The following is a 3024-nucleotide window of genomic DNA, read 5'->3' as shown; positions in this document are numbered from 1 at the left end:
GGGAATAGAAAAGATAATATGGTCAAGCGAAATATAGGTTCATGGCGGATGCCTATGGAGCTGTAAGGCGAGGAAGGTCGTGATAAGCTGCGAAAAGCCGCGGAGAGGAGCACATATCCTTTGACCCGCGGATGACCGAATGGAGTAATCCGGCGCGTGTGAGCGCGTCATCCGGATATCTGAATAAAATAGGATACGGAGGCGATACTGAGTGAAGTGAACCATCTAAGTAACTCGGGAACAGAAATCAATAGAGATTCCCCCAGTAGCGGCGAGCGAAGGGGGAGGAGCCCAAACCGCATCAAGCGGGGTTGTAGGGCTGCATGGGGATGACCCGGGAAGTTGAGAGAAAACCCTGACATAGCAGAAGCTTCTGGGAAGGAGCGTCAGAGAGCGTGAAAGCCGCGTATGCGAAATGGAGGGGACTTCCTGATGCAGTGCCTGAGTACGGCGGGGCACGAGAAACCCTGTCGGAATCCGGGTCGACCACGATCCAAGGCTAAATACTAGACAGCTACCGATAGTGAACGAGTACCGTGAGGGAAAGGTGAAAAGAACCCCGGCGAGGGGAGTGAAATAGAACCTGAAACCATGAACCGGCAAGATGTCACGGCCCGCAAGGGTGGTGGCGTGCCTTTTGTAGAATGAACCTGCGAGTTACGGTATGCAGCGAGGTTAAGGCTTGGAAGAGCCGGAGCCGGAGCGAAAGCGAGTCTGAAGAGGGCGGAACAAGTTGCATGCCGTAGACCCGAAGCCAAGGTGATCTTATCATGGGCAGGCTGAAGGCAGGGTGAAACCTGTTGGAGGGCCGAACAGTAATCTGTTAAAAAAGGTAGTGATGACCTGTGATAAGGAGTGAAAGGCTAAACAAACCTGGAAATAGCTGGCTCTCCCCGAAATGCCTTTAGGGACAGCCTCATGCAAAGCTACCGGAGGTAAAGCACTGGACGGGAATGGGGGAGTCAAATCCTACCTGACCCGATCAAACTCTGAATGCCGGTAACCAGCGTATGGGAGTGAGACTGCGGGCGCTAAGGTTCGTAGTCAAGAGGGAAACAGCCCGGACCATCGGCTAAGGTCCCGAAATTATGCTAAGTGTTAAATGAAGTGTGGATGCACAGACAGCCAGGAGGTTGGCTTAGAAGCAGCCATTCCTTAAAAGAGTGCGTAACAGCTCACTGGTCGAGCATTCATGCGCAGACAATGTAACGGGGCTAAGCATAATACCGAAGCCATGGACTCATATCTTAGGGATATGATTGGTAGGGGAGCATTCCATTAACTGAAGAAGGAATACCCGCGAGGGGTTCTGGAGGAGATGGAAGAGAGAATGCAGGTATAAGTAACGAAAAGACGGGTGGGATTCCCGTCCGCCGAAAACATAAGGGTTCCAGGGTAAAGGCAATCTGCCCTGGGTAAGTCGGCCCCTAAGGCCAGGTCGAAAGACGTAGCCGATGGGAAATCGGTTTATAATCCGATACCTTCCACAGTTTCGAGGACAGGACGCATGAGGTGAAATCCGGCCGGAGAACGGTTGTTCCGGTCAAAGCGCCGAGCCGATGAGGGCCGCAGGCAAATCCGCGGTCCGAGGTGAGGCGTTACAGCGAGCGGAGAGAAAGTCGAAGCGAAGCGGATGTAGTCAGGGTGCCGGGAAATACTGTCTAAGGCTAGGCTGTGGAGGACCGTACCGTAAACGGACACACGTATGTGGGATGAGAAATCTAAGGCGCACGAGCGACCTCGCGTTAAGGAACTCGGCAAAATGCACACGTAACTTCGGAAGAAGTGTGGCTCTGATTGTATAAGATTAAGAGCGGCAGAAAGCAGGCTCAGGCGACTGTTTATCAAAAACACAGCCATCTGCGAACCAGCAATGGGACGTATAGGTGGTGACTCCTGCCCGGTGCCGGAAGGTTAAGAGGAGCGGTTAGAGGCAACTCGAAGCTGTGAATCGAAGCCCCGGTAAACGGCGGCCGTAACTATAACGGTCCTAAGGTAGCGAAATTCCTTGGCGGGTAAGTTCCGCCCCGCACGAATGGAGTAACGATTCTGAGCACTGTCTCAACGCGAGACTCGGTGAAATTTATATGTCGGTAAAGAAGCCGACTACCCATAATTAGACGGAAAGACCCCGTGAACCTTCACCGTAACTTAACATTGGGATCTTATTTATCATGTGTAGGATAGCTGGGAGGCTGGGAAGCGTGGTCGTCAGGCTGCGCGGAGCCGATGGTGAAATACCAGTCCTGATGAATGAGATTTCTAACCCGCTCCATGAAGCTGGGGCGGGGACAATGTTAGGCGCGCGGTTTGACTGGGGCGGTCGCCTCCTAAACTGTAACGGAGGTGCGCGAAGGTCTCCTCACCCTGGTTGGGAATCAGGGCGCGAGTGTAAAGGCACAAGGAGGCTTGACTGCGAGAAAGACATTTCGGGCAGGTGCGAAAGCAGGTCTTAATGATCTGATGGTGCTGAGTGGAAAGGCCATCACTTAACGGACAAAAGGTACTCCGGGGATAACAGGCTGATTTTCCCCAAGAGTTCACATCGACGGGAAAGTTTGGCACCTCGATGTCGGCTCATCGCATCCTGGGGCTGGAGCAGGTCCCAAGGGTTTGGCTGTTCGCCAATTAAAGCGGTACGTGAGCTGGGTTCAGAACGTCGCGAGACAGTTCGGTCCCTATCTGTTATGGGCGATGGATGTTTGAGAGGGTCTGCTTTTAGTACGAGAGGACCGAAGTGGACCGACCTCTGGTTTATCTGTTGTTCTGCCAAGGGCAAGTGCAGAGTATCTAAGTCGGGAAGGGATAACCGCTGAAAGCATCTAAGCGGGAAGCCCGCCTCAAGATTAGACATCCCCGGGAGCTTGACTCCCCTGAAGACCCCTGAGACACTATCAGGTCGATAGGATGCAGGTGTAAGTGCCGCGAGACATTGAGCCGAGCATTACTAATAGGTCGTGAGGCTTGACCATATTATCGTTTCGATTCATAATATCTTGCAGGTTTCCCTGGCGACAGGGAAAT

The 3024-nt window shown here is 52.9% G+C and carries 1 rRNA gene; it reads left to right on the top strand.

Annotated features, from left to right (window positions below):
- Positions 1–20 precede the first annotated feature (20 nt).
- Positions 21–2972, top strand: a 23S ribosomal RNA gene (locus B5D47_RS11180).
- Positions 2973–3024: the final 52 nt, after the last annotated feature.

Source organism: Treponema berlinense, assembly GCF_900167025.1.
Classification (GTDB): Bacteria; Spirochaetota; Spirochaetia; order Treponematales; family Treponemataceae; genus Treponema_D; species Treponema_D berlinense.
This window is presented reverse-complemented; position numbering and strand designations above follow the sequence as displayed.